The following is a 25,154-nucleotide window of genomic DNA, read 5'->3' on the forward strand; positions in this document are numbered from 1 at the left end:
TGAACCTAATCAATTATACCCATAGTGTTTCTGTCCTCTTTCCCTGGAAAAAGTATAAAAATGCCTATGTTTACTAAGTCAAAGCGGGTTGTATGTACAGTTTTTTCCCTTGGGGTTCTTTGTTACACCCAACTAGCCTCAGCCACTATTACCTTACCTCTGCGTAGTAAAAAAGGTATGGTAGTATCTGCCCATCCTTTGGCAAGTGAGACTGGTGTGGCAATGTTACGCAAAGGTGGTAATGCAGTCGATGCAGCAGTAGCCACAACTTTGGCAATTTCCGTAGTTGAGCCATTTTCTGCCGGAATTGGTGGCGGGGGATTTTTGCTGATGCGTTCCCAGAAAACAGGAGAAATCAAAGCGTTAGATTTTCGGGAACGCGCACCCCTCAAAGCCACGAGAAAGATGTATTTGGATGATGCAGGTAAGGTGCGTCCAAATGCAAGTGTCAACGGTTATTTGGCGGTAGCTACACCAGGAACGATCGCCGGGATGTATGAAGTGCATCGTCGTTATGGTAAATTACCCTGGCATGAGGTGGTAAAACCTGCGATCGCACTAGCGAAAGATGGTTTTGTTCTTGATCAAAAACCCACTTGGCGATCAATCCAAGTTTATGAAACCCGCAAACAAGCAATTCTCAGCAACCAAGCAGCACGGGAAATCTTCACTCGCAACGGTGAATTTTATCAGCCTGGGGAAAAGTTGGTGCAGCGTGATTTGGCAGGTACTTTGGAAGCGATCGCCCAAAATCCCCAAAGCTTTTACACTGGTAATATTGCCCGTGCGATCGCGGCTGATATGGCGAAAAATGGCGGTTTAATTACCTTAGCAGACCTGAAAGCCTACAAACCCATCTGGCGTAATCCTGTCTGTGGCAATTTCCGTCAAGCTAAAATCTGCTCAATGCCACCACCTTCATCAGGCGGTGTGTTGCTATTGCAGATGTTAAATATTATTGGTGACACAGATTTAAAATCCTGGGGTTGGCATCATCCCGATGCGTTGCATTTATTCACAGAAGCAATGAAAATTACCTACAGCGATCGCTCACAATATTTAGGCGACCCCGATTTTGTCAAAATTCCTCTACAAGCACTGATTAGTCCAGCCTACGGCAAAAAGCGTCGTGCAGAAATTGATTTACACAGAGCCACACCCTCAACCCAAGTCAAACCCATTGCCCCAGAAATTTTACAACAATTGGAGAAAGCAGAGATTCCCCAGAGAATATATGCAAATCGCTATGAATCTCCCGAAACCAGCCATATAAATGTCGTCGATGAAGAACGTAATGCAGTCAGCCTCACTTTTACCGTTAATTATGGTTTTGGTTCTGGAGTGGTTGCATCGGGGACTGGTATTTTGCTCAACGATGAAATGGACGATTTTGCTGCTGCGCCAGGGGTTCCCAATGTATTTGGGTTAGTAGGCAGCGAAGCCAATGCGATTTCACCCCGCAAAACTCCCTTATCGAGTATGACACCAACTATCATCACCGAGAACGAACGCCTCCGTATGGTAGTAGGTGCGCCTGGTGGTAGCACCATCATTACTCAAGTTTTGCAAATTATTCTCAATGTTTTAGAATACAATATGAATGTTGGTGCAGCCGTATCTGTCCCACGCATACATCACCAGTGGCTACCCGATGAATTACGAGTAGAAACTTGGGGATTAGACGCGCTTACCCTACAAGACTTACGCCGACGCGGACATAACATCAAAGAAACTAATCCTTGGGGTAATATTAATGCGATCGTTGTCACCAAAGAAGGCGACTTAGAAGGCGCAGCCGACCCACGCGGCGAAGGTTCTCCCAGAGGAGATATGAAACTAATAACTAATGACTAATGACTACTGTCCATTAACCATAGACTCTGCATGAACACTGCTACCAAATTCGTTGGCACGGGCGCTGGGAACTAATGTCCAGCCTGCTTTTAGTAACTTCTGATAGGTTGCCCAACCTTTTGAGCCACCTGGAATCTGATAATCTGGTACTGAATATTGGGGAAAAGCTGTGTATGGTCGCCAGGGCTGGCTGGGAGCAGTTTGCAGATATAAAATCTTGTCCCCATCTCCGCTAGTCTTAGATATCCAGCACATTTGTCGATACATGGCAGACTCCTTTGCATTAAGTGCATATTGCATATTGACAGAATTTTGTCAACGGTTACATCACCCTTGTGGGATAATTTGAGTGTTCTTAGGGTATGTCAACTTATGTACAATCTAAAATCGTACAATTACGTAAATAAATATGAGATATTTAGATTGCTTATCATCAGCTAATTAGGGAAAAAAGCCGAAGAAGCTTCATACCTGCCTTTAATCTAGGATTAAGATTTTTTCAATGGTATATGCGGTTTTCATAAGCGTATGTATCAAGAGTTACTTTTTTAGAAAATATTTAAAGTTTTATTTCAAAAAAAGAGTTTTGACGGTGCGACTAGGGAATAGAAAAGGTGAGTTCCCTGTGGGGATGAAGGGGTAATGGGGAAGGAATAATGACCAATTACCCATGACTACACGATCGCCCGAATTTCTTCTACAATCTGCCCATAGTCAGAGTCAGACAAAACTGGCTGAGAATCTTGTAGTTGTATGGGTGAGGTGATATCAATCCATGATTTGCAGCCGCCATATTCTGCACGGTAGGGAATTTCCTGCTCTTGGGGTAGTTTGTAAGTCCGCAGGAGGAGAATAAATATTGGCTGTTGTGGTTTCCATTTTAGGCGATCGCTAATAAAATTCTCGTTCCAAATATGGAAAGGTAATAAAGCGTTGACGCTTACCTCATCACTGATTGGCAGAATATCGGTAATTTGCGCCCAACTTCCTATCCTCACCGTTTCTGGATGCCAACCAGATGTTACTGGCTGTACAAGACCTGCATATTCAGTCTTGAGTAAGGAAGGCTGTTGATGTTCATAGGTGGGATAGAGCAGAACCTGTTCATGAGCTACTTGGAAGCGTCCCTTGTTTTCATGAATACCGCCTTTCCGCAGTAACATGATTGTTTTGCCGCCTTCTAAGGCATTTATCGCCACTGCCCATTCTTTGAGGGTATGCACCGTTGTAGTCAAGTCGCTTCGCTCCAATTCAAAATTCAAAATTCAAAATTCAAAATTAAAGACAATGTTGGAGAAGCCTTCGCGGTAGCGTTGCGTAGCAAAGGGTATTTTGCATTTTGAATTCTATTAGCATCGGCATTTACTGTAACTCTGATTTAATTTGAAGCAAAGACCGTTAAAGTATGAAACTATCCAGGGAAGTGAATTTAGAGAACTTTTATGGAAAAGCGAACATTAGGCACATCTGATGTCAAAATCTCACCCATTCTCATGGGAACTTGGCAAGCCGGGAAGAAAATGTGGGTGGGAATTGAAGATGCTGACTCGATTAAAACCATTCGGGCGGCTTTTGAGGCAGGAATTACCACCATTGACACAGCCGAAGTTTATGGCGAAGGACATTCTGAACAGATTGTGGCTGAGGCTTTGTCTGATGTGCGTGGCCAAGTGGAATATGCAACAAAAGTTTTCGCCAACCATCTCAAGTATGATCAAGTGATTGAAGCTTGCGATCGCTCCCTGAAAAATCTCCAGACTGATTACATAGACTTGTATCAAATTCATTGGCCTGCTGGTGCTTTCAATAGTGCGATAGTACCAATTGAGGAAACCATGAACGCCCTGAACTACCTGAAAGAGCAGGGAAAAATTCGCGCCATTGGTGTTTCTAACTTTTCCCGCACCCAATTAGCAGAAGCCTCACAATATGGCAGAATTGACAGCTTACAGCCTCCCTATTCTCTATTTTGGCGACAAGTAGAAAAGGATGCAGCACCCTACTGTGTGGAAAATCATATTTCTATCTTGGCCTATTCGCCCTTAGCTCAGGGATTGTTGACAGGGAAATTTACTCGCGGACAGGAATTTGATCCAGCCGATAACCGAGCTAAAAATAAACTGTTTCAAGGCGAAAATTTTGAACGCGCCCAACAAGCTTTAGATAAACTGCGCCCCATCGCCGAACGCCATAACGCTACTTTGGCGCAGTTAGCACTGGCTTGGTTAATTGCCCAACCCCAAACGAATGCGATCGCCGGTGCGCGTTATCCTGAACAAGCGAAAGATAATGCCCAAGCTGCCAATATTCAACTCTCTACTGACGAAATTAGCGAAATTGATGCGATCGGTCGTATTGTTACCGACCATCATGATGATAGTCCTGTGATGTGGAATTGGTAAAAGATTTCTTAAATATCACCCCAATTATCCACAAAAGATAGTTGGGGATCAAAGCTTTAAGATTTTATTGCAAAAATCTACAAAATATCAACTTTAGTAAACTAACACTTGATCATAATTAACTAGGTGCTAACTTAAATATCAAGACACCAAAAACCAAACTTAATGGGTAATGACTCGGTGTCTCCCGTCATCAGCCCAAGCAAATCCCAGCATATTTTATGTGATGTGGTAAAAAGCCCGAAGCAGGCAAAACCAAATCCCAAAGCGGAAAAACAAAGAATGCTGAATTTGCTAATTTTTATGTCCACCCTAGTTGTAAAATTTCTCAACTGTTTCCTTATTAAATTTAACAATTTTGAAATCTGTGAATTTTGGAAAACCTGGTCAACCTGCACCAGGTTTTTCAATATTTTAATGCTTTTCAACATAAAGAGATGATAAAGTATTATACATAATGCAAGGAGTGTCATAATTTACGCTTGAAAGCCTAGTAAAAAGACTGGGGTAAAACTACCAGTTTAAGACAGGTACTCAAGCAACCAAAGTACTTTGTTTGGGGTATTTTATGCACTTTAAATAGTACAGACAAGCCCACATTCGTGGGCTATTTTTTTGTTCACCTGGAAAAGTTGAATTTTGATATAAGTGCTTAGTAACTTACCGATAAAAAATATCCAAAATGTAGAGTGCGTCAGTGTGAGAAAGCCTAGTGGTACCAAGAAATTATTCCTACTGACGCACCCTAACAACCGTCAATTTGGAATAATTTATTTTTTGGTGTTACCTTACGAAAGACCATAAAAACTAACTCGACAGAGTAAGACTGATAAATCTGGTTAATTTTTGGCAACACATATAATAAGATGGAAATATTTTCTGATAGGAACAGGTAATGAAAAAAAATAATTTTTTAAAGAATGTTGTAGCCCCAATATTCGTAGCAAGTCTTTCTTTATCTTGCAACACTAATATTTCCCAAAGAACAGAATCAGCACAGGCTGTTGGACAGCAACAAACACAACCTCAAATTATCTATGGCGACTTAGTTATTAAAGAGCCGACAGATTATTTGATGATTCCAGTTAATTCCACAGGTAGGGATATAGAAAAAGAAGCTAGTTTCGATTATTCTCGTTCTTCTAAAGGATATAATGTGTTACTCCATAACTTCATCTTTTATCGTAAAGAAGACGGTGCAAGTCACCTTTTATTAAATAAGAAATCAATTATCCAGGCTTTTGATTTAGTAGAAATAAAAACAACTGGTCAGCCATCTACAAGAGTTTGGCTTTATCAAATTATTGATCAAGATACGAATAAAGATAATAAATTCAATCAAGAAGATGCTGTAATTGGTTATATGTCTGATTTGTCGGGAAAGAATCTGCAACAAGTAACACCTAACAATTCTAAAATTATTAATTGGGCAGTTGTACCGGGACGGAAGGAAATCTTTATCAAGATTATCAAAGATTCTAATAAAGATAATAAATTCTCGGCAGCAGATCAGATAAATTTCGTGAAGGTTAATCTTGCCCAACCTAGCATGGGTCAAGAAATTATTAGTGGACAAATAGAGCAAGAAATTAAATCTCTTATGAAATAATAAATCTTATGTCGTGGACTGACACGACTAAAATGATGCAACACACAAGAGCAAACAATTGTAGGCTGGGAAGCCACCGCCTTGGACGGGTCTCCCGGCTTGGGGCGAGTGGCGTTTGACGTAAGGAAACCCAACACCAGGAATCTATGTTGAGTTTTCGAGGTCAATGTTGGGTTGCGCTTTGCTTAACCCAACCTTGTATATTGAGGGAAGTAGTAGACCGTCCCAACCTTGGTACAAACCCTTGATTCATCGAGCAATTGACAAAACCCATTCTTGTAAAAGTGGGTTTACTTGATTGGGTACTTCATCATGAGGACAATGACCAGCCCTAAGAAAATGTTCAGTGAGTTCTGGATAATATAAGCGAAACTTTTGAGAACGTTCTCTAGCATTCATCCAAGGATCAGCTTCACCCCATAACATTAATAAAGGACAAGTTAATTGCTTTAATAGCACATCAACTTTTTCTCCTTGAGGACTGCTAAAAACTGAGACAAATACATCCAGCGCACCAACATCGTAAGCAGGACGAGCAATTTCTTCAACTAATTGGTTTGTAATTGCACTTTTATCAAGATATACCTTTTCTAAAGTTCGACGAATGACCCAACCTTGGCGCACGTATTGAAATAATAAAAATTGGGCTAAAGGTTGTCGAAAAATCCACTTAACACTATTACCAAATCTTTTTTGTAAAGGTGAGGATTGTTTGGGGGGCTGAATTTGTGATTGTAAAGCCTCTGGTTCTGGTGTGGCTTGAGTTTCACTAAATGGCCCAGCGCTATTGAGTAAAACTACACCAGCTGCGCTCTCAGGAAGTTGAGCAGCAACACACAAGCAAGCATAGCCACCAAGGGAATTACCTGCTAATACTGCTTTTTGACCAATGACTTCACTGATAAAATCATGGAGTTGGTCACGCCACAAGTCGCCGCCATATTGTAATTTAGGTTTAGCGGAACGCCCAAACCCCAAAAGGTCGATCGCAAATACTTCAAAATCATCACACAGTCCTGTGATATTCTTACGCCAGTGGTCTGTAGAAGCACCAAAGCCATGCACCAATAACAAAGGTGGGCGCTGCGGTTGCTTTTCCCCCGCACGAACGTAGTAAATCTTATGCCCTCGCCACTGCCAATATTGCCCAGGAATTGGAGTTGTAGAAGGGGCTGTAGTTATCTGCATATTACAAAGAAATGTTAAGTAGCTTTTAATAATTGTAGAGCTAGGAATGGGGAGTAGGGGAAGCAGGGAAAAGACAACTGTACAGACGCGATTAATCGCGTCTCTGACAACTGACTAATGATTAAAAACAATGATTACAGGCAAAACTAAACTATTAGGGGTAATTGGACATCCGGTGGAACATTCGCTCTCACCAGTGATGCACAATGCAGCGATCGCTCAATTAGGATTAGATTATGTATATCTGCCTTTTCCTATAGCACCAGATAATTTAGAAGCAGCGATCGCTCTTTTGGCTACTATTGGTGTTGTTGGTTTTAGTGTGACCATTCCTCACAAACAAGCAATCATCCCCCTGCTTTCCGAAATTAGCCCAGTTGCTCAAGCTATAGGCGCGGTAAATACTGTCACCCGTCAAAATAATCAATGGGTGGGGACAAACACAGATATAGAAGGGTTTATTGCCCCTTTGCAGACAACATATAAACGAGATTGGAGTCAGCAAATCGCCGTAATTTTAGGTAATGGTGGCGCTGCGAGAGCTGTTGTTGCTGGTTGTTATCAACTGGGTTTTGCGGAAATTCATGTGGTGGGGCGCAATGTGCAACGCTTAGAAGAATTTCGCCACAGTTGGGAAAATTCCCCCATTGCTGAGAATTTACAAGTGCATACCTGGGATTATCTAGCAAAGCTCATCCCTCAAGCTAACTTACTGGTGAACACAACCCCGATAGGGATGTATCCGCAGGTTGATGAGTCGCCTTTGAGTGCAGAGGAACTGGTGAATTTACAAACTGGTACTATTGCCTATGATTTGATATATATTCCCAAACCAACGCAATTTCTCCAAAAAGCCCAACAACAAGGCGCAATTATTATCGACGGCTTAGAAATGTTAGTTCAGCAAGGTGTAGCTGCTTTAAAAATTTGGTTGCAGCAGGACGATATTCCTGTAGATGTCATGCGTCAAGCTTTAATTAAGCACTTAGGTCTAAAGTGAGATTACCAATTAATTATCTGCACCATCAAGCTTGTTTAAAATAATCTGAATAGCATTGATGATTAATTCTGGTTGATCAATCCAAACAAAATGTCCGCTTTTTTCAGCATTAATTTGTACACAATCTGTGGATAAATTGATTATTTGCTTGTGCATTTGCTCCCGTAAATGATTAGCTGCTTTCATAGGTAACAGGATAGTCCAAAGGGAAGGATGGAAAAAAGTATTCGCTTTGATGCTAACTATGGGTAATCCCCTAAATTGCCTAGTTAAGTGAAGTTGACGGCTGCTTTTATCCAGATTTAAGAGTTCTCTAATCATGGTAATCCAGTGTTTGGGACGGCAAAAAGAACGCTTAATGGGGTTGAGTACTGCTGGAGGAAATTTAATTAATTCTCGTTTGATAATCTCAAATGTGCCAATCACATTGAGTAATCTGATAATGCCCAGAATTGAGGCTAAAATAGACATAAAAAAGCCAGAAACAAAAAATAGTTTTAAAGCCTGTAAATAGATGGACATTTTCAGCATTCCCGTTTCATGGAGTCCATCAGTAAGTACTATTCCTAGTACTTTATCTGGGAAATAGTGAGCATACAAGCGCACATTATAACTACCAAAAGAATTGCCTACTAAAATATATGGTGGCTCAATTCCTGCTATTGTGAGGAGAAAGTCTAACTCTGCGACAATTTGCCTACTCGTCCGTGGATGAGGACTATTATCACTCCAACCATATCCAGCCCGATCATATATGCAAACTCGTGTCAGTTTGGCTATTTCTTCCACAAGTAAATAACCTTCAATTCCACCTAAACTGTGTTCTAAAACCACAGTGGGTCTAGAATGTCCCGCCGTGTAGAGGTGTAAGCGATATCCACCCACATCAATCAGTTTTCCTGGTGGCGACTGTCGATTTTCTATTAAGATAGCGATCGCCTGATAAAAAGTTGTAGCTAATATTAAAATAATTTCGATAGGGGACGACATATGGGCAACGCTCATCAATCAACCTGCATCGAGTATAAGGTTGATTTGTGCTTCTTCTTTCCTATTTTCCCTGCATTATCCCCTTCTACCTCTTCGGCCAGCGCCAGTTATAACGATTCCACTCATATACACCTGGAATTTCGTACTCAGCGCCGTTGTAGAAGCGCACGACGCAATTAGTAGAAGCATCGTCTAGTTGAATTACGATCGCACCAAACCATTCTCGTTTGCAAGGGCCATCATCTTGCACCCATTCCCAGAGGGCATTGGAAACTTCAATGCGATCGCCTATTCTAAGTTTTAGTGCATCCTCAAAATAAGCATATTTGTCAAAATGATGTGACTCAACACGGTTTAGCCACTGCAACCCATACCGTTCTCTCACAAACTGCACATTTCCTGAGTCTTGGTTATGCAGCCAGTCGTTGAGTAACTGCACCTTCCAAGTGCGGTCTTGTTCTTCTTCTGTCTTAACGAAAGCTAAAAATGTTTCTAATTCTTCTGGGGTGAGTTCATCTAAAGGATTAGGAGTATCTGACCCACCAGAAAAAGATTGCCTTTGAATTTCCTCCACAAGTTGCAATAAAATCTCCTTCTGCCTAGCACTGAGAGGACAGCTAGCTGCATCACAACGATGAAAAGCTGTTTGCAATACCGTAGCAATCTCATCTGGAGTCATAACTGAATTGCGATCAAGGGTCTAATCTAATAATTATTACAAAAGTAAATAAAATTCATTAGTCGGTTGTCAGTGGTTAGTTGTGTTATTCTCCCCCAATTCTCAGTCCGCAGTCACCAGTCCCCGTTATAAAGTTTATGTATGTTTCCTTGCTACCTTATACAGATATGAAAAAGAAAAACAGTACGACACTAATATTCAACTTTCAGCCTTTAGCTAAACTCATCACGACCGTCGTTATTTCCTGTCTGGTGGTGTTGATTTCCTGGGTATGGACTCCATCTGCTATAGCGTTGACTCAAATTAAATTATCTGATTTGTCTTATCAGGAGTGTCCAGCAGAACTAGCACAGGGGACTGTAGCTACTAACAGCAGTACATCCGCTAATTGCTTTATTGTCACCGGCAAAGCGGAAAATGGTACTTATAAGACAGTCTATGATGCAGATATCTACGGGCGCATTTATGATGCTAACAACGACCCGATATTACAAAACCGTACCCGTCTGGGTTCTATTGCTGAAGTTCCACCAGGAACCAGTGATTTTGAATTGAGAATTACCGTACCTGCAAATCAGCCTTTACCTCTCAAGCTGAAGCAGTTCAAAGCGTCTGGGTTTAGCGCACAAGTCCGCAAGTAAGTTGGAAATGAAGAGACTTGTAGAGACTTGTTTACCTTACGTCTCTACAAGTTTATGGCTCAGGTTGATTAAAATCCCTGTACAAATGGCAGTCTAGTTAAAGTTCTGAGTAAGTCGCCAGTTAAATTCAACACTAAAAAGGCGAGGATAGGAGAAAAGTCCATACCACCCAAGGGGGGAATAATGGAACGGAACAGATTCAGATAGGGGTCAGTTATTTGGCTTAAAGCTGCAAATGGTTGGTTATACCAATCAATCTGAGGGAACCAGGTCAAAAGAACCCGGATAATGAGTAAATAGCTGTAAATAGTGACGAATGTAACTAACGTAGTAATCAGTAAATTCATGGATGGTTTAGTTTCCTACTAGGTGTTAAAGCGGTCTTATTATTGATTTTAATTTACTCTAAGTTATGACGTATGTGGATGGTTGCCGCATTAACCGCCATTATCTTAGAAATGGAGATTGGGGATTGGGAAGAGGAAAGGAAGGAGTACTGCTTCCTGCCTTCTTCCAACAATAATTATTTAAGAATCTTTGTTAAGGGAGCGATCGCCTATAGACTGTTCTGGACTACCATTAACGTTGCCCAGATGCTTCCTCACTTCGTCAATTGTGGCATTTAGCTGGGCAATTTTATCTTCTAGCGATCGCCGTGCTGATTCCATTTCTAGGTTATCGCCATCTGGGGATATCATTTGACGACGTTTGCTTGGTACTTTCCTGCTTTCTCCTGAGCCATTAATTAACTCTTTCCCGTCTTCGATTAATTCTTCACTTTGTCGAGAAGCAATCACAGCACCCAGAATACCGCCGACTACGCCGCCGAATACTGCCCCTGCGAAAAAACCGCTAGCAAAACCATCACGCTGACTCATAATACCGCCTTGAAGCAACTTTTACATTAGTTAAGCTATTTTTTTCCTTCCCTAGCTGCATAGTAGCTCATGTCCCAAAAATGCGATCGCCTGCGTCGCCTAATCCTGGGACAATAAACCCTTGATCATTCACCGTTTCATCAATTGTTGCGGTGTAAACTATCAAACCAGAATAAGCCGCATTCAATTTTTGTAAAGCTGGTGGTGCTGCCACTACAGAGACAATTCTCACTAAAGACGGGTCAACGCCACGTTCTGTTAATTCTGACATTGCCTTCATGATAGACCCGCCTGTAGCTAACATCGGATCGGTAATTAACACTCTAGTTTGGGGGTCAAATTTTTCTGGCAATTTGTTGAGGTAACATGAAGCTTCCAATGTCTCCTCATTACGCACCAAACCCAGGTGGTAAATTGAAGCCAAAGGTAAGACAGTTTGCGCCCCCTCTAATAAGCCTAATCCTGCCCGCAAAATCGGCACCACTGCCACAGGCACTTGGGGATTGATTACAGTCGCTGGGCATATCTCTAAGGGAGTTTGTACCGTCGTCTCCTCTGTAGGCAACCATTCCCGCGCTGCTTCATAAGTTAGCCATCTACCCAACTCGGTGATGGCACTACGAAATAAGACTGAAGGTGTGGCAGCATCACGGGCAACTGCCAGCCAGTGCTTAATTAAAGGATGGGGAGGAACGTAAACACGCAGTTGTACCGTCATAGCCGGAAATTGCCAATTTTAATTCTATGAGAACTGAAACATCATCATACTCTGTCTCGTAATTTGTAATTCGTAATTCGTAATTAATTATGACTTATGTATGAAAACGAAAGATCAAAGGTATGGGGGTATAGGGGTTTGAAACCCTTACACCCAGTCTCAACAGAAAATCTGGGTGCCTAAGTCCTAATTAATTTGGCTTTGTGGATGGGGATTTGTGAGCTAAATCAGAGATATCAAAATTTAATGCAAAAGATTTTCATTAATAGTTGACAGGTATTCTCAATCCGAGTTATATTATTTGTCAGTGTTCTCCTCTCTTTAAGGATCGGCAGACGGGATTAGTCGGCGGTAGCAGGCTCATCCCTCTTTTTTGTATGGGTAAACACTTAACAATTCAAAATTCAAAATTCAAAATTAAGTTTTTACATATCTTTGCCACTGACAACTGACAACTGACAAAACTCTATCCCCTTGTGGGTCGAGTTTTTATTTACGATAAATTTGAGGAAATTGCGTAAGCTTTACCAGATATAGATGTATTATGAAATACGGTTTGGCTGGTTAATTCCATGTAAGTGCAGCTTTTATGTCCGTAACCTCAACTACTTCCCAAAATTCTTTGTTTGATGTCATCGTGATTGGGTCTGGCATTGGCGGACTAGTGACAGCAACCCAACTCGCAACCAAGGGAGCGAAAGTTCTGGTACTAGAAAGCTATATCATTCCTGGTGGAAGTGCTGGCTACTTTGAGCGTCAAGGCTATCGTTTTGACGTTGGAGCTTCCATGATTTTTGGCTTAGGGAACAGAGGGACTACAAACTTACTCACCCGTGCTTTACAAGCTGTAAATAGTAGTGTAGATGCGATCGCCGATCCTGTACAAATCCACTACCACTTACCCAACAACTTAAACCTGAAAGTTGACCGGGTTTATGATAAGTTTTTGCAAAATCTTGCTGCTTACTTTCCTCATGAAAAAGAGGGGATTCGTGGCTTTTATGACGAATGTTGGCAAGTATTTAAGTGTCTCAACCGCATGGAGTTGTTGTCATTAGAAGAACCTCGGTATTTGCTGCGATCGTTTTTGCAACATCCTTTAGCGTGTCTAGGTTTACTTAAGTATCTGCCTCAAAATGCTGGGGATATCGCCCGTCGCTACATCAAAGACCCAGAATTATTGAAATTTATCGATATAGAATGTTACTGCTGGTCTGTAGTGCCAGCAGCGATGACACCGATGATTAATGCAGGTATGGTCTTTTCTGACAGGCATTATGGCGGTGTTAACTACCCCAAGGGTGGAGTAGGTCAAATTGCCCAGAAGCTCGTAGAAGGCTTAGAAAAAGCTGGTGGCGAGATTCGATATCAAGCCAAAGTAGCAAAAATCATTACTGAAAAAGACTGTGCTGTCGGTGTGCAACTAACTAATGGTGAAATTTATCGAGGCAAACGGATAGTTTCTAATGCTACACGGTGGGACACATTTGACAAATTACTACCTGTAGATCAAATACCATCTAATGAGAAAAAATGGCAACAGAACTATAAAAAATCACCCAGTTTTTTGAGTTTACACATAGGGGTCAAAGAGTCAGTCTTACCTCAAGGGACAGAATGCCATCATATTATCTTGGAAGATTGGCAAAATATGACCCAACCAGAAGGCACACTGTTTGTCTCCATACCCACATTGCTTGATCCAGAATTAGCCCCAGAAGGATACCATATAATTCATGCCTTTACGCCTAATTGGATGAATGATTGGCATGGGTTGTCTGTGAGTGACTACGAAGCGAAGAAAGAAGAGACAGCCTGGCGAATTATTGACAGACTAGAAAAGATATTTCCTGGCTTAGATGCAGGTTTAGATTATTTAGAAGTAGGCACACCCCGTACCCATCGCCGCTTTTTAGGGCGAGAAGACGGCACTTATGGCCCCATTCCCAGACGTAAACTGCGAGGATTGTTGTCCATGCCTTTTAATCGCACCGCTATCAAGGGACTGTATTGTGTAGGAGACAGTACATTTCCCGGACAGGGTTTAAATGCAGTCGCCTTTTCTGGCTTCGCCTGCGCCCATCGTATCGCCGTCGATTTGGGGTTGTGATGGGATGAGGAAGGCGGGAAGAAATACAGCACTAGTTAAGGTTGGAGACTTCCAGATAAAAAATATTGAAACTGTAGCGACTGTCTTGAAAGTCAAGCGATCGTTAACAAAAACCGGGACTCTGAACATTGACGCAACTGGGGAACGCTGCGCTAGATTCTGCGGTGGCTGGTACGGGCAAAAAGACTTGTGGCTCTTGGCTAAGATGGTAGCAGCCCGCACCAGCCACTCCGCTTCGCCGCAGAATCTTCCCCAGTTGCTGGATTTCCCGTGAAGATAAAAAAGAGCATCAAAAATTGACCCAAATGCGGCAATAGGATCATCAGGGAGAGTATTTCCAAGTATAAAAACGGTCAATTGTGATTAAGCGTTGGGAATGGGTTGTAAGTTGTCAGTAACACGCCAAGGTAAATTATCCCGAACCATTGCATTTAAAATGACTAACATTTTATGAACGCAAGCAGTGAGAGCTAATTTTTTCGATTTACCACGTTCGACAAGACGCTCATAAAAGGCCTTGATAACCGGATTATGACGCATAGCAACAACAGCACCCATATAAAGAGTGGCACGAACATGAGCGCGACCGCCATTAATCATGCGCTTACCTTTGTGTTGACCACTATCATGATTGATAGGTGCAACACCAACTAAGCGAGAAATTTGTTTGGCAGTGAGTTGACCGAGTTCTGGCAAATCAGAAACCAGAGTTGTCGAAATAACTTGGCCAATACCAGGAGTAGTTTTGAGTAAATTAACTTTTTCAATCCATTGTTGATTGTTTTGAGTTAATTGCTCAATTTCTTGATTGAGTTGTTTGAGACGTTCGTCAAGATATTCAATGTGTGCTTCAATATCTGCCAATGCTTTACCACGGGCGCGTGAGCGTCGATTTTTTTCAGCAGTTTGCATCTCAACTAATTGTCTTCGACGACTAATTAATTCTCCTAATTGACGAGATGCTTGTGACTCAATGTTTAACACTTGAGGTTTCATTGCTTCCCCAAAGTGTGCCAATATTTGTGCATCGATAGCATCTGTTTTGGCGAGTTTACCAGTGGCTTTGGCAAAATTTCGTCCTTGACGTGGATTGATTAATGCTACTGGTAGCATTGCTGCCTGTAGTTGAATGACCAGTTCTGTTTCTAATCCTCCGGTTGCTTCTAGTACGATGAGGTTCAAATCATAAAATTTTAATTGTTCAACTAAATTAAATATTTCTAGTTCTGTATTAGCAAACTTCAATGCTTTACCGATGGGACGGATATAAACATCGAGGGTCGCTTTGCTCACGTCAATGCCTACCCACACAGAGATGTTTTCCATTTTTGAATCTCAACTATTTTGTCAAGAAGTTTTTAATTCATCCCCTTGATTTCACTCATCCTTGCCCGATGCGGACTGTATACTTTAAATGTCAGTAGTTTAAAGCTTTGACCCCGGCGACTGTTCGAGTTCTGTCAAAGAGATTGTTGTGGTGACCCATGCTACAAAGCGGTCTTTAATGACCTAGGGTGCGACGGTCTACCACTTCTTTTAATATACAAGGGTGCGTCAGTGCGAGAAAACCTAGCTGTACCAAGAAATCATTCATACTGACGCACCCTACTAACTACTAACCGTCTATAGGAATCCTATTTGATTTTTGAATAAGTTCCGTACATCTGTAGAGTGTCAAAATCAAAGGTAGTGTGTCTAATAAACCACTCAAATATCCACTTTAAATGTGAAAATGAAGGAATTAAAGCACAAAAACGTCTAACCCATGTTTTGGCTTGTAACCAAATATCCTCTATCGGATTTTGTACTGGGCAATTAGGGGCAAAACGGACACAGTGTATTTTCCATTGCTCGGTTGGTAAGCTTTGATTAACAGAGTCCAAGAAACCTCTAATTTCCTTGGAACGGTGGTAGCTAGCCCCATCCCAAAAAATTAGTAATCGCTGGTCGGGAGAGTTAGCTAGTAAGTATTCTAGGTAGTTGATAGTATTTTTTGAGTTTCCAGCATCATAAGCTTTGAGAACTAATTCTCCAAGGAGATAGTCAACTGCCCCATAGTATGTCTGCTTATCTCGCTCGTTGACAACTGGGACTGCGATTTCTTGGTCACTTTTTCCCCATACATAACCACTTAAATCTCCCCACATTAAATGACACTCATCAATTAACAATACTCTTAACTTTCCTGTTTCGATTTCTTCTCGGTTATTTGCCAGCAATGTTTCAATCTCTTTTTTTTTCTGCAACAGCATTCTCATCGGCTTTCGGATTTACCTTTGTGGTTTTCTTCCAACTGATTCCTGCTTCGGAGAACAAGTCGTAGTAGCTTTGCTTTGACTCATAAACTACGTCATACTCAAAAGCTAGTTGATACTCTAGTTCCCCAAGCTCCCAACAATCTTTTGTTTGTAGCCAGCTCAACACCTCTTGGAGTTGTTTAGCATTCAGATAGCTCTTTCTCCCTTTGTAGTTTAGTCGCAGTCCGTCAATTCCAGTTTCTTCATAGGCTTGCTTCCAGCCTGTGATTGACCCTCGCGATACGTCTAAAATTTTTTGGATTTCATCATACAAGTAACCTTGATAAACTAGCTTGACTGCCAATGCTTTCCTTACTTCACGCGCATCTGGACACATATCTATAAAATCTTGTAATTCAGCAATCGCATTCAGTGCAGTTTCCTCTTTTAAATATTGCTGCGATACTTCCCCCGCAAGTGTAGTAGCTTGTAAATGCTGACTTTTCATTGTTTACTATTAGACTTTTATCCCTCTCCGTATTATCTCTTGGTCTTGTTCACAAATCAAATAGGATTCCTATAGTTGGAATAATTTATGTTTTTTAATTAAATAAACATGGTTATAAAAAATCTGTCTCCTTGAGAAATTGTAAAATTTCTTTGTTGACAACTTTTGCAGAACCGGTGGAAGCATCATGATAGCAGTTATCTAAAATTTGCAACTTGGAATTAGGTAAGTGTTGATGTAATTTTTTCCCGTGGCTGGCAGGAAACCAGCTATCTTTATCGCCCCATAAGATTAATGTGGGAGCCTCAATTAAATTCAACTTATTTTGAATTTCACTGAGCATATTTGGTTTATTTGCTTGCCAGTTCTCGATTTCTCTTGCCGCTATTTGTAACTCTTCGGCAACTTTAACCAAAGTTCCTGGAATTTCAATAAATGGGTAAGTAATCCAATACACATCTTCTTGAGTCAAAATTGACGGATCAAACAGTACTTTACGTCTTTCTACCGCCATAACTTCTCGAACTATGGGCGCAAATAAATAAGCTAAACGCAAATCATCGATTGTTTGTAATATTTCTATTGGTGTTTGGGCAAGTATAGACATTGCCCAATGGGGTAAACGATCAGCAAAAATTGGCGCATTAATTACTACTAACCGTCCGATTAATTCGGCATTTTTTTGTGCTAAGGCAAGAGCTACCAATGCACCTAAGGATTCAGCTGCAACAATAGCTGGTTCATCACATAAACATTGAATAATGCGTTCTAATTCAATGACTTGATGCCCATTCTTTTCTTGACGCAAGCAAGGTTTATCAGAAAAACCGAAACCTTTAGCATCTACACAAATGACGCGGAAATACTTAGATAATGGAGCTACACTATAACGCCAATTATAGCTCCAACTACCCATACCGTGTATGAGAAATAATGGCCTACCTGTACCTTTTTCACCGTATGCAATTTGTACAGGATACCCATGAACGTCACTAATTATCAGACTTTGCCGCCCCTTGGGGAAAGTCTCTTGCCACCAATCTTTCATGTCTTTGCTCAATGAGTGATCTCAACACTCGTTAAGGCATTCTACAGCAGAAATTGGCGAATGGGGAGATGGAGGAGGGTGACTGTTGACTGTTGACTGTTGACTAATGACTATTTAAGTGTTTTTCTATTAGCTTGATGTTATATTCATTTGCTGTCCACGCAAAGTCGAATATGTCACCAATGACGGGAAAACTACCCAATAAACTATCAATGATGATATTAAATATCATTCTACTCAATATCTTTTTAGGCACACCTAGCCGCCTTGCTTCAAATACGATGTAACTGGAAAGTATTAAACCCAAAGCATCACCACCAATAGGTATAAATCCGATTAGTGGGTCTAAGCCAATAGCTATTGGTGTGCCAGGAATAGTTATGACTGTATCTAACAGGCGGCTTAATTTACGTAGACGCTTTAAAGTAACGGCTTGAGCATTATAGTCAATATCAGGGAACTTGGGAGAAGAATTAGGCATTCAGGCGATCGCTCGTTTTTCGCAATAAAATTGTTCAACATTGTACTGGTATTTGGGAAATTTACAAGAGTTGTCACGATACTTATTGACGAACCTCTTGTGGTAGATCCTTGGATGCTTTTGAGTGAATTTCTTCGCCGACAGTGACGTTTAATTGGTCGCCAATTAACAAAACAGCCGCACTCATCCACAGCCATAACATTAAAACTATCACTGTCCCCACAGCCCCATAAACTTTGTTATAGTTACCAAAATTCGCTACATACAGCCGAAATAAGGCAGATAAAATTGCCCAGAAAATTGCTGCTACAATCGCCCCTGGCATTATCGGTGTGCCTGGTTTCCAAACACTAGTCCCATAACGATAAATAAAACTAAAGGCTGTAGCTACAATCCCTAATGCTAAAGGCCAGCGTAATAACTGCCACAAATGCAATAGAAAAATCAAAGCACCATTTTCGTTTACCACCATTCCCAACAATAAATCACTGATAAATACTAAGAAAGAAGCTAGTACCAACAGTAAGATAGTCCCAACTGTTAAGCCTAAAGACACAAGTTTAGACTTCCAAAACGGGCGCATCTTTTCTTGAGGGATTTGATGGATTTGATCAAAGGCAGTCATAGCAGTACTTACAGCACCGGAAGCTGTCCAAATAGCTATGACAAAACTTAGAGAAAACAAGCCACTATTTCGAGAGTTGGCAATTTCTCTACCAGCAAACTCTCGAATCAATACCATTGCTTCTTCTGGTGCAACTTGGCTTAATTGCGCTGCTAGTTGTCTAAAGGTGTCTTGCAAGGAGTCTGCAAAGAAACCAATAGCAGTGAGTACGGCGAGAATTGCCGGAAATAAAGATAACATCGCATTGAAGGCAATTTCGGAACCCAGTCCCAACAGTCGTCTTTCCGTTGTCCTGGTAAACGTTTTTTTGAGTGTGTGCCAATTCAGGTGACGAAAGAAGCGAACAAAACGAGACTGAACCATGATTTTTAGTGATGGCAGATAAGTTTACTTAAATAATGTGCCAGAGTTGACTGGCGATCGCATCTATCGGAAAACTGGTTATGGTAAGTTGCTTAACTGTGTTATCTATCTTTACGTTGTATTGACACGGTACTGAGCCAAAATGTGCAACTTGAAAGTTGTGCATTTCGGCTCACACTTGTTTTATACAGAGAAGCAGTTATACTTTGTTTGTTTTATTAGTTTCCTAACTAAAACTTCGTATTTAAAGAATAATTGCGTTTATATAGTCCAACAATAGGAGAAGTAAGTAAATAAATGGCTGAAAGTAGTGAAATTGGTCAACACCTAACACAACAGTGGCTAACAGAAATCCAAACACTCAAGCAGCAATTAATAGAACAGCAACAAGAACGGGATGCTGCTTGGGAAAGTGCTGAAAAGTGGCGCAAACTCTACAACACGGAAGCAGAACAACGCCGCACAGATACGGATTTCTTTCGCCAAACGATCGCCTCCCTCAAGGCGGAAATTCAACAACTCAAGGGGATTGACGGACAAACTTTACCCGATGCAGCAGCTAGCGCCGGCGTACAGCAAGAATTAGCACAAATCCGTACCGTAGAGGACTTGAAAGCCAAACTGGTTGATGTGATCAAAGAACGCGATCGCCTACGCCAAGCCTTGAAAACCGAACAAGAGAACCACGCCCAAACCCGCAAAAGCTTAACTACTGCCTTGGGTGATGCAATTGATAGTTTGGCAAAGGAACGAGGACGGGGGAGTGGGGAGTAGGGGAGCAGGGGAAGTAATGAGTAATGACAATTGTACAGACGCGATTAATCGCGTCTCTAAACTCCTAAAATCCCATCGCCTTGGCTACAGAGCTTAAATCTGCCTCAATACCTTGTTTGAATTGGCTGTGACTGTGTTTAATTGCTGTATCTGGGTCTTTAAGACCGTTACCTGTGAGGACACATACGACTGTTGCGCCTGTGGGTACTTGGTCTTTGACTTTTAATAAGCCGGCGACGGAAGCAGCGCTAGCGGGTTCGCAGAAAATACCTTCTGATGATGCCAATAGTCGGTATGCGTCGAGAATTTCTTCATCAGTGACGGCGTTAAAACTTCCTTGACTGGCTGATTGGGCTGCGATCGCTTTATCCCAACTCGCTGGTTTGCCAATGCGAATGGCGGTAGCGATGGTTTCGGGATGGGATACAGGCTGACCATTTACCAAGGGGGCTGCACCTGCGGCTTGGAAGCCCATCATCTGGGGTAGGCGATCGCATTTCCCGGCTTGATGATATTGACAAAAACCCATCCAATATGCTGTGATATTTCCCGCGTTACCAACTGGGATGCACAACCAGTCTGGGGCATTACCCAAAGCATCCACCACTTCAAAAGCTCCTGTTTTTTGACCTTCCAAGCGGTAGGGATTGACTGAGTTTACTAACGTGATGGGATAACTTTCTGCCATTTCCCGGACGATTTCTAGAGCTTGGTCGAAGTTGCCTTTAATTGCCAATACTTCTGCACCATAAAGTAGTGCTTGCGCCAGCTTACCCAAGGCAACATAACCATCAGGAATCAATACAAAAGCCTTCATCCCACCACGACGAGCATAGGCTGCGGCTGCGGCTGAGGTATTGCCTGTACTCGCACAAATGACCGCTTTGGCTCCGTCTTCCTTAGCTTTGGAAATCGCCATAGTCATCCCCCTGTCTTTGAAACTGCCAGTGGGGTTGAGACCATCGTATTTCACAAACACACTTACTTGTCTACCGATACGTTCTGCGATCGCTGGCACCGGAATTAAAGGAGTGTTACCTTCCAACAAAGTCACAACTGGCGTTTTGTCGCTGACAGGTAAGTACTCACGATAGGCTTCTATCAGTCCGGGCCAGGGTTGGCGATGAGATTTAGCAACAGACAAGCTCAAAGTCACAGGATTTAAATGTTTTTCGCTAAGGATTGGATATTGAAGATTTTCATAAGTGGGAAAGTTAAAGAAGGAATATGTTTAAACTCTAGTCCCTCTTTTTGCGACTTTTCCTTCCAGAAGATTAATATTATCTCTTTTTGTGCAAGTCTTCCACTGCCTATTTTATAAATGTCAGTTTATCTCATAGTGGGGATTGGGGAAGGTGGGGGCCCCTCTGGGGATAAGGGGTAATGGGGATTGGGGGAAAATATTGGAATAAGTTCTCCCCCTGCCTTTTCAAGAACTTTGTATGATTTTTTGAGTTCAATACTGTCCGTGAAATTTCTTAATAATCTTTATACAAAAAATAAATAGTGGGTATTACTCCTCAGGGCAAAAGTGATATACTGTGCTAAGTAGATGCACCCTGATGATCTGGAGAGCTGCCCAAGTGGCTCTCCTTTTTTACTTGACTGGGAAGCAGGGAAAAGAAGCAATACCCCATGTCAAGAATTACGAATTACAAATTACGAATTACAAATTGCAAATTGCGAATTGATATAATCGCCAGTCAAGCCACTAAATTTCGTTGTAGGGGTAAAAATAAAGATGGCAGACTGGCAGGAAATTACTGGTGGAATTACAGCACCAAAAGGTTATCGGGCGGCGGGAATTACAGCAGGACTCAAACCTTCGGGGTTGCCAGATTTAGCTTTGATAGTATCAGATGTAGAAGCGATCGCATCTGGTGTATTCACAACCAGTCAAGTAAAGGCTGCTTGTGTAGACTACTGTCGGCAACGTTTACAAGCCAAGCAAAGCGCTCGCGCCATTCTTTGCAATGCTGGACAAGCCAACGCCGCTACAGGTAGTCAAGGTATTAAGGATGCAGAAGAAAGTGCCGAGTTGTTAGCAAAAGAGTTAAATATATCCCCCGAATTAATTCTGTTGGCTTCCACGGGGGTAATTGGTCAACGAATTAAAATGGATGCCTTACGCAACGGTATTCCTAAACTAATAGCATCCCTTACAGATACAGGTTCAGATGCAGCCGCCGGGGCAATTATCACTACAGATTTAGTCACAAAATCTATTGCTTTAGAAACAACTATAGGCGATCGTCCAGTCCGCATTGGTGGTATCGCCAAAGGTTCAGGGATGATTCATCCCAACATGGCGACAATGCTAGCTTTTGTTACCTGTGATGCCGCAGTTTCCTCCCATCTTTGGCAACAAATGTTAACTAGGGCAGCAGATAGAAGCTTCAATTCCATTACAGTAGATGGAGATACCAGTACCAACGATAGTTTAATCGCCCTAGCCAATGGACAGTCTCGCACCCCAGCCATTACTGAAGTCGGTGCAGAATCGGAAAAATTAGAGGCCATGCTAACAGCAGTATGCCAGCATTTAGCCAAAGCGATCGCCCGTGATGGCGAAGGTGCAACCTGTCTTATAGAAGTGCAAGTCACAGGCGCACATGATGAACAAGCAGCTAGACAAATCGCCAAAACTATTGCCGGTTCATCATTAGTGAAGTCTGCAATCTTTGGTCGTGACCCCAATTGGGGGCGCATCGCCGCCGCCGCCGGACGTGCTGGTGTTCCCTTCGAGCAGGAAAATCTGCAAATTCAGCTAGGAGATTTTTTACTCTTAGACAATGGTCAACCCCTCCCATTTGACCGCGCCGCCGCCAGCGCGTATTTAAAACAAGCCGCCACAGGTGCTTATCTTCAGCAAGATACAGTCTTAATTTCTGTCAAGGTCGGTAATGGTCATGGCACTGGCAAAGCTTGGGGATGCGATTTAAGTTATGACTATGTGAAGATTAACGCTGAGTATACAACTTAAGAATGAGGGTAATTGGTAATGGGTAATTTTCTGTAGGATGGAAGATGAAAAGCCATCACTTACGATGGACGGAACTCCATCGCTCATTACCAACAATGCAGATTACCCAAGGTCTTCATACAGCTATTCTCGTGACTGACTTAGAACGCGCGGAACAGTTCTACAGTCAAGTTTTGGGATTGTCCAAAATTGACCGTTCGTTAAAATATCCGGGTATATGGTATCAAGTCGGTAACTATCAAATTCATCTCATCGTTGCGTCAGATGTACCCACCGACAACCCCAACGAAAAGTGGGGACGTAATCCCCATATAGCTTTTTCTGTCGCCGACTTAGAAGCAGCCAAGCAGGAGTTAATTAACAAAAACTACCCCATTCAACCAAGCGCCTCCGGTCGTCCCGCACTCTTCACCCAAGACCCAGATGGGAACATTATCGAATTGAGTCAACAGTAACAGTTAACGGTCAACTGACAACTGACAACTGACAACTAAACTAATGAAAATTATCGCCTACACTTACACTGACCCTCTACTAGAAACCTCTCCTGTGCAGATTAATTGGGAGTGGGAGGTGGAACGGGTGTATGCGGATTTAGGACAGCGCTCAGAATTGCAACAATTATTGACTGATTGTCAAACTGAATCTTGTGATTATTTAATTGTGCGGCGTTTGGAGGAATTAGGGGATAATTTAGAAGAAGTAAGCGATCGCCTCAATCAGTTAGAAGCGATGAGTATAGGCATCATCGCTATAGAGCAAGCCTACAACTCAGAAACTTCTCATCTGCGGGCTGATTTGCTGAGATTGTTACAGGAAATTCAACGTCAACATCGTAGCCGTCGCATTCGTCAAGGACACGCTCGTAATCGTCTAGATGCTGCGCCACCTCCTGGTAAAGCACCTTATGGTTATCGCAGAGGTAAAGATAAATATATTCTCGACCGTAGTACTTCTCCAGTGGTGAAGGATTTTTTTGATAACTTTTTACTCTATAGTTCTTTGCGTGGTGCGGTGCGTTATTTAGCCAAAAAATACGGCAAGAAAATCTCTGTCACCACTGGTAAGCGTTGGTTAACTAATCCTGTTTATCGTGGGGATACTGCTTATCAAAATCGGGAAATTATCTCTGATACTCATATTCCCATCATTTCTAGAGATGAAGCTGCTCAAGTTGACCGACTTCTACGCCGTAATAGTCGTTTACCTTCCCGTAGTGCTAGCGCACCCCGTTCTCTAGCTGGTTTGGTTGTTTGTCAGCAGTGTCAGTCACACATGACAGTTACCCGTGTCACCCAACGCCATCAAGACAAAGAGTATCTTTATTTACGTCCCATCAAGTGTCCCCAAAGCCCCAAGTGTCGAGCTATTGCTTACCAAGAGATTTTGGAACAGACAATTGCCAAGGTTTGCAGTGAATTACCTTTGGCGGTAGCAGGGATGAATTTTCCCCAACTAGATACTGTTAAGAATAGTTTAAAAGCAGCGATCGCTCATCAACAAAATATACTGCAACAGTTACCTAATCTAGTAGAAACTGGTATTTTAGACACAGAAACAGCCAAGTTAAGAACTTACAAACTCCGGACAGAAATTTCTACACTACAAGCAAAATTAGCCACCCTTCCTCCGGTAAATTTGCTATCTGTTGCTCAGGCAGTTTCTATACCTCAATTTTGGTTAGACCTATCAGAATCAGAGCGCAGATTTTACTTCCGAGAATTTATCCGGCAAATTGAAATTATTCGTCAAAATCAACACTGGGATTTACAAGTAATTTTTATTTTTTAGTCGATAGTTAACAGTTCTCTTTTTCCCTTGCACCCTTTCCCCTACGTCTGAATAGTCCCCATTTTTACCAAAAGTCTGTATCATTTTTACATGACAATAATTATTAAATAAATTGAAGCAAAATTTAGGGAAATTTCCCCAAAAAATTATCGCTGCTTAGAGAAAATTGAGCTAACCTGGGAATTTAGTATTTATTCAGTAAACAAGTTGTTACTGGGTGGCACATTAGAGATTCACTTTGATCTCTATGTAATCAAACCAGCAAGTAAAATGAT

General features: G+C 41.8%; 26 protein-coding genes. 11 read left to right on the forward strand and 15 right to left on the reverse strand.

The genetic code is table 11. From position 1 onward, the window contains the following. Positions 1 to 60 precede the first annotated feature (60 nt). Positions 61 to 1,854, forward strand: coding sequence for a gamma-glutamyltransferase (gene ggt, locus ACN222_RS10200; RefSeq protein ID WP_044521200.1), 1,794 nt, complete (start codon positions 61 to 63; stop codon positions 1,852 to 1,854). A gap of 3 nt (positions 1,855 to 1,857) precedes the next feature. Here the strand turns inward: ggt and ACN222_RS10205 are convergent, their stop codons facing one another. Then, positions 1,858 to 2,121, reverse strand: a complete 264-nt coding sequence (locus ACN222_RS10205; RefSeq protein ID WP_044522904.1) for a hypothetical protein — start codon at positions 2,119 to 2,121, stop codon at positions 1,858 to 1,860. Positions 2,122 to 2,528: 407 nt separating this feature from the next. After that, positions 2,529 to 3,116: a DUF1802 family protein gene (locus tag ACN222_RS10210; protein WP_231865526.1), complete on the reverse strand. Its 588-nt coding sequence runs from the start codon at positions 3,114 to 3,116 to the stop codon at positions 2,529 to 2,531. Positions 3,117 to 3,296: 180 nt separating this feature from the next. On the opposite strand from ACN222_RS10210, the gene ACN222_RS10215 reads away from it, so the two are divergent. Both ACN222_RS10215 and ACN222_RS10220 read left to right on the forward strand, forming a co-directional pair. Next, positions 3,297 to 4,256 (forward strand): aldo/keto reductase, encoded by a 960-nt coding sequence (locus tag ACN222_RS10215; protein WP_010996215.1) that lies wholly within the window; start codon positions 3,297 to 3,299, stop codon positions 4,254 to 4,256. 895 nt (positions 4,257 to 5,151) lie between these two features. Further along, a complete protein-coding gene (locus ACN222_RS10220) occupies positions 5,152 to 5,865 on the forward strand; it encodes a hypothetical protein (RefSeq protein WP_010996216.1) in 714 nt (237 codons plus the stop codon). A gap of 249 nt (positions 5,866 to 6,114) precedes the next feature. Here the strand turns inward: ACN222_RS10220 and ACN222_RS10225 are convergent, their stop codons facing one another. Continuing rightward, positions 6,115 to 7,053: an alpha/beta fold hydrolase gene (locus ACN222_RS10225; RefSeq protein ID WP_010996217.1), complete on the reverse strand. Its 939-nt coding sequence runs from the start codon at positions 7,051 to 7,053 to the stop codon at positions 6,115 to 6,117. 130 nt (positions 7,054 to 7,183) lie between these two features. Here ACN222_RS10225 and ACN222_RS10230 point away from each other — a divergent pair, with 130 nt between their 5' ends. Further along, positions 7,184 to 8,053, forward strand: a complete 870-nt coding sequence (locus ACN222_RS10230) for a shikimate dehydrogenase (protein ID WP_010996218.1) — start codon at positions 7,184 to 7,186, stop codon at positions 8,051 to 8,053. A gap of 9 nt (positions 8,054 to 8,062) precedes the next feature. Here ACN222_RS10230 and ACN222_RS10235 read toward each other — a convergent pair whose 3' ends face one another. Both ACN222_RS10235 and ACN222_RS10240 read right to left on the reverse strand, forming a co-directional pair. After that, positions 8,063 to 9,058, reverse strand: coding sequence for an alpha/beta fold hydrolase (locus ACN222_RS10235; RefSeq protein WP_237087556.1), 996 nt, complete (start codon positions 9,056 to 9,058; stop codon positions 8,063 to 8,065). A gap of 70 nt (positions 9,059 to 9,128) precedes the next feature. After that, positions 9,129 to 9,722: a hypothetical protein gene (locus tag ACN222_RS10240; protein ID WP_010996220.1), complete on the reverse strand. Its 594-nt coding sequence runs from the start codon at positions 9,720 to 9,722 to the stop codon at positions 9,129 to 9,131. 167 nt (positions 9,723 to 9,889) lie between these two features. Here ACN222_RS10240 and ACN222_RS10245 point away from each other — a divergent pair, with 167 nt between their 5' ends. After that, positions 9,890 to 10,363, forward strand: coding sequence for a hypothetical protein (locus ACN222_RS10245; RefSeq protein WP_044522911.1), 474 nt, complete (start codon positions 9,890 to 9,892; stop codon positions 10,361 to 10,363). Positions 10,364 to 10,431: 68 nt separating this feature from the next. On the opposite strand, the gene ACN222_RS10250 is transcribed toward ACN222_RS10245, so the two are convergent. From ACN222_RS10250 to upp, 3 genes are all read right to left on the reverse strand, one after another. Next, on the reverse strand, positions 10,432 to 10,710 hold the full coding sequence (locus ACN222_RS10250) for a YggT family protein (protein ID WP_010996222.1): 279 nt from the start codon (positions 10,708 to 10,710) through the stop codon (positions 10,432 to 10,434). 180 nt (positions 10,711 to 10,890) lie between these two features. After that, positions 10,891 to 11,241 carry a hypothetical protein gene (locus ACN222_RS10255; RefSeq protein WP_010996223.1) on the reverse strand — a complete coding sequence of 117 codons (351 nt, stop codon included), beginning with the start codon at positions 11,239 to 11,241 and terminating at the stop codon, positions 10,891 to 10,893. 67 nt (positions 11,242 to 11,308) lie between these two features. Further along, positions 11,309 to 11,959, reverse strand: coding sequence for a uracil phosphoribosyltransferase (gene upp, locus ACN222_RS10260; RefSeq protein WP_010996224.1), 651 nt, complete (start codon positions 11,957 to 11,959; stop codon positions 11,309 to 11,311). 589 nt (positions 11,960 to 12,548) lie between these two features. Between upp and crtH the strand changes: the two genes are divergently transcribed. Together crtH and ACN222_RS10270 are read left to right on the forward strand one after the other, a co-directional pair. After that, a complete protein-coding gene (gene crtH, locus ACN222_RS10265) occupies positions 12,549 to 14,069 on the forward strand; it encodes a carotenoid isomerase (protein WP_010996225.1) in 1,521 nt (506 codons plus the stop codon). Continuing rightward, positions 14,008 to 14,343, forward strand: a complete 336-nt coding sequence (locus ACN222_RS10270; RefSeq protein WP_193371833.1) for a hypothetical protein — start codon at positions 14,008 to 14,010, stop codon at positions 14,341 to 14,343. The genes crtH and ACN222_RS10270 overlap by 62 nt, the downstream gene beginning before the upstream one ends. 89 nt (positions 14,344 to 14,432) lie before the next feature. Here the strand turns inward: ACN222_RS10270 and ACN222_RS10275 are convergent, their stop codons facing one another. From ACN222_RS10275 to ACN222_RS10300, 6 genes are all read right to left on the reverse strand, one after another. Next, positions 14,433 to 15,395, reverse strand: coding sequence for an IS110 family transposase (locus tag ACN222_RS10275; protein WP_010994426.1), 963 nt, complete (start codon positions 15,393 to 15,395; stop codon positions 14,433 to 14,435). Between the two features lie 308 nt (positions 15,396 to 15,703). Continuing rightward, positions 15,704 to 16,814 (reverse strand): IS630-like element IS895 family transposase gene (locus ACN222_RS10280; RefSeq protein ID WP_086558172.1). Its coding sequence is split into 2 segments (ribosomal slippage): positions 15,704 to 16,310 and positions 16,309 to 16,814, totalling 1,113 coding nucleotides; the frame shifts between segments, so codons are not numbered across the junction. Between the two features lie 112 nt (positions 16,815 to 16,926). Next, a complete protein-coding gene (locus ACN222_RS10285; protein WP_010996226.1) occupies positions 16,927 to 17,862 on the reverse strand; it encodes an alpha/beta fold hydrolase in 936 nt (311 codons plus the stop codon). A gap of 103 nt (positions 17,863 to 17,965) precedes the next feature. Continuing rightward, positions 17,966 to 18,343 (reverse strand): DUF4112 domain-containing protein, encoded by a 378-nt coding sequence (locus ACN222_RS10290; protein ID WP_010996227.1) that lies wholly within the window; start codon positions 18,341 to 18,343, stop codon positions 17,966 to 17,968. 82 nt (positions 18,344 to 18,425) lie between these two features. Continuing rightward, positions 18,426 to 19,331, reverse strand: a complete 906-nt coding sequence (locus ACN222_RS10295; protein WP_010996228.1) for a YihY/virulence factor BrkB family protein — start codon at positions 19,329 to 19,331, stop codon at positions 18,426 to 18,428. A 28-nt stretch (positions 19,332 to 19,359) separates the two neighbouring features. Beyond that, positions 19,360 to 19,497: a hypothetical protein gene (locus ACN222_RS10300; protein WP_158629525.1), complete on the reverse strand. Its 138-nt coding sequence runs from the start codon at positions 19,495 to 19,497 to the stop codon at positions 19,360 to 19,362. A gap of 131 nt (positions 19,498 to 19,628) precedes the next feature. On the opposite strand from ACN222_RS10300, the gene ACN222_RS10305 reads away from it, so the two are divergent. Further along, positions 19,629 to 20,105, forward strand: coding sequence for a hypothetical protein (locus ACN222_RS10305; RefSeq protein ID WP_010996229.1), 477 nt, complete (start codon positions 19,629 to 19,631; stop codon positions 20,103 to 20,105). A 64-nt stretch (positions 20,106 to 20,169) separates the two neighbouring features. On the opposite strand, the gene thrC is transcribed toward ACN222_RS10305, so the two are convergent. Then, complete coding sequence (gene thrC, locus ACN222_RS10310; RefSeq protein WP_010996230.1) at positions 20,170 to 21,261, reverse strand: threonine synthase; 1,092 nt, start codon at positions 21,259 to 21,261, stop codon at positions 20,170 to 20,172. 585 nt (positions 21,262 to 21,846) lie between these two features. On the opposite strand from thrC, the gene argJ reads away from it, so the two are divergent. From argJ to ACN222_RS10325, 3 genes are all read left to right on the forward strand, one after another. After that, complete coding sequence (argJ, locus tag ACN222_RS10315) at positions 21,847 to 23,088, forward strand: bifunctional ornithine acetyltransferase/N-acetylglutamate synthase (RefSeq protein WP_010996231.1); 1,242 nt, start codon at positions 21,847 to 21,849, stop codon at positions 23,086 to 23,088. 95 nt (positions 23,089 to 23,183) lie between these two features. After that, positions 23,184 to 23,543, forward strand: coding sequence for a VOC family protein (locus ACN222_RS10320; RefSeq protein ID WP_190449817.1), 360 nt, complete (start codon positions 23,184 to 23,186; stop codon positions 23,541 to 23,543). A 43-nt stretch (positions 23,544 to 23,586) separates the two neighbouring features. Continuing rightward, positions 23,587 to 24,879, forward strand: coding sequence for a recombinase family protein (locus ACN222_RS10325; RefSeq protein ID WP_010996233.1), 1,293 nt, complete (start codon positions 23,587 to 23,589; stop codon positions 24,877 to 24,879). Positions 24,880 to 25,154 lie beyond the last annotated feature (275 nt).

This window comes from Anabaena sp. FACHB-595 (assembly GCF_048568275.1).
In the GTDB taxonomy this organism is placed as follows: Bacteria; Cyanobacteriota; Cyanobacteriia; order Cyanobacteriales; family Nostocaceae; genus Trichormus.

What these genes read in the sequence shown, in the direction of transcription:
- ggt (WP_044521200.1), top strand. Translation starts at nt 61, where the DNA reads ATGCCTATGTTTACTAAGTCAAAGCGGGTTGTATGTACAGTTTTTTCC.
- ACN222_RS10205 (WP_044522904.1), bottom strand. Translation starts at nt 2,121, where the DNA reads ATGTATCGACAAATGTGCTGGATATCTAAGACTAGCGGAGATGGGGAC.
- ACN222_RS10215 (WP_010996215.1), top strand. Translation starts at nt 3,297, where the DNA reads ATGGAAAAGCGAACATTAGGCACATCTGATGTCAAAATCTCACCCATT.
- ACN222_RS10220 (WP_010996216.1), top strand. Translation starts at nt 5,152, where the DNA reads ATGAAAAAAAATAATTTTTTAAAGAATGTTGTAGCCCCAATATTCGTA.
- ACN222_RS10225 (WP_010996217.1), bottom strand. Translation starts at nt 7,053, where the DNA reads ATGCAGATAACTACAGCCCCTTCTACAACTCCAATTCCTGGGCAATAT.
- ACN222_RS10230 (WP_010996218.1), top strand. Translation starts at nt 7,184, where the DNA reads ATGATTACAGGCAAAACTAAACTATTAGGGGTAATTGGACATCCGGTG.
- ACN222_RS10235 (WP_237087556.1), bottom strand. Translation starts at nt 9,058, where the DNA reads ATGAGCGTTGCCCATATGTCGTCCCCTATCGAAATTATTTTAATATTA.
- ACN222_RS10240 (WP_010996220.1), bottom strand. Translation starts at nt 9,722, where the DNA reads ATGACTCCAGATGAGATTGCTACGGTATTGCAAACAGCTTTTCATCGT.
- ACN222_RS10245 (WP_044522911.1), top strand. Translation starts at nt 9,890, where the DNA reads ATGAAAAAGAAAAACAGTACGACACTAATATTCAACTTTCAGCCTTTA.
- ACN222_RS10250 (WP_010996222.1), bottom strand. Translation starts at nt 10,710, where the DNA reads ATGAATTTACTGATTACTACGTTAGTTACATTCGTCACTATTTACAGC.
- ACN222_RS10255 (WP_010996223.1), bottom strand. Translation starts at nt 11,241, where the DNA reads ATGAGTCAGCGTGATGGTTTTGCTAGCGGTTTTTTCGCAGGGGCAGTA.
- upp (WP_010996224.1), bottom strand. Translation starts at nt 11,959, where the DNA reads ATGACGGTACAACTGCGTGTTTACGTTCCTCCCCATCCTTTAATTAAG.
- crtH (WP_010996225.1), top strand. Translation starts at nt 12,549, where the DNA reads ATGTCCGTAACCTCAACTACTTCCCAAAATTCTTTGTTTGATGTCATC.
- ACN222_RS10270 (WP_193371833.1), top strand. Translation starts at nt 14,008, where the DNA reads ATGCAGTCGCCTTTTCTGGCTTCGCCTGCGCCCATCGTATCGCCGTCG.
- ACN222_RS10275 (WP_010994426.1), bottom strand. Translation starts at nt 15,395, where the DNA reads ATGGAAAACATCTCTGTGTGGGTAGGCATTGACGTGAGCAAAGCGACC.
- ACN222_RS10285 (WP_010996226.1), bottom strand. Translation starts at nt 17,862, where the DNA reads ATGAAAGATTGGTGGCAAGAGACTTTCCCCAAGGGGCGGCAAAGTCTG.
- ACN222_RS10290 (WP_010996227.1), bottom strand. Translation starts at nt 18,343, where the DNA reads ATGCCTAATTCTTCTCCCAAGTTCCCTGATATTGACTATAATGCTCAA.
- ACN222_RS10295 (WP_010996228.1), bottom strand. Translation starts at nt 19,331, where the DNA reads ATGGTTCAGTCTCGTTTTGTTCGCTTCTTTCGTCACCTGAATTGGCAC.
- ACN222_RS10300 (WP_158629525.1), bottom strand. Translation starts at nt 19,497, where the DNA reads ATGCACAACTTTCAAGTTGCACATTTTGGCTCAGTACCGTGTCAATAC.
- ACN222_RS10305 (WP_010996229.1), top strand. Translation starts at nt 19,629, where the DNA reads ATGGCTGAAAGTAGTGAAATTGGTCAACACCTAACACAACAGTGGCTA.
- argJ (WP_010996231.1), top strand. Translation starts at nt 21,847, where the DNA reads ATGGCAGACTGGCAGGAAATTACTGGTGGAATTACAGCACCAAAAGGT.
- ACN222_RS10320 (WP_190449817.1), top strand. Translation starts at nt 23,184, where the DNA reads ATGCAGATTACCCAAGGTCTTCATACAGCTATTCTCGTGACTGACTTA.
- ACN222_RS10325 (WP_010996233.1), top strand. Translation starts at nt 23,587, where the DNA reads ATGAAAATTATCGCCTACACTTACACTGACCCTCTACTAGAAACCTCT.